Below are 436 nucleotides of genomic sequence, written 5' to 3'. Positions count from 1 at the left end.
GAAGTTATTTCAATACACGCCACAGCGCCAATAAGCTGCTCAACACAATCAAAATAATAGATACAAACCAAGGGCTAATAATCGCAATGGTTAGCAAAATCAGCATAGTACTGCCAAACATCCAGCTACGACGTTGTTGGTGTTCCATTTGTAAACGAAGCTGTTGAATTTCACGTAACTGACGATCTTGCCAAGCAGACTGATTTTTTAAACCATTTAAGCTATCAATAATTAAACTTGGGAAATCTTGAGCGCCTAAAAGCAGGTCTGGTAATTGCTGACCAAGCTCTTTTACATTTTTGACTGGGTTCATATTAGATTTGACCCATTCTGTCAAAATTGGTTTTGCCAATTTCCAGATGTCGAGCTGCGGATAAAGGTCCGTACCTAGGCCTTCTACATGCACCAAAGTTTTGAGTAGCAGCATGAGTTGTGG

General features: G+C 40.1%; 1 pseudogene. It reads right to left on the bottom strand.

Annotation, left to right across the window (positions count from 1 at the left end):
- Window positions 1–4: 4 nt before the first annotated feature.
- Window positions 5–436 (bottom strand): annotated as a pseudogene (locus tag F7Q96_RS26680) (hypothetical protein); the annotation flags it as partial.

Source organism: Cupriavidus gilardii (genome assembly GCF_008801915.1).
Lineage (GTDB): Bacteria > Pseudomonadota > Gammaproteobacteria > Burkholderiales > Burkholderiaceae > Cupriavidus > Cupriavidus gilardii.
This window is presented reverse-complemented; position numbering and strand designations above follow the sequence as displayed.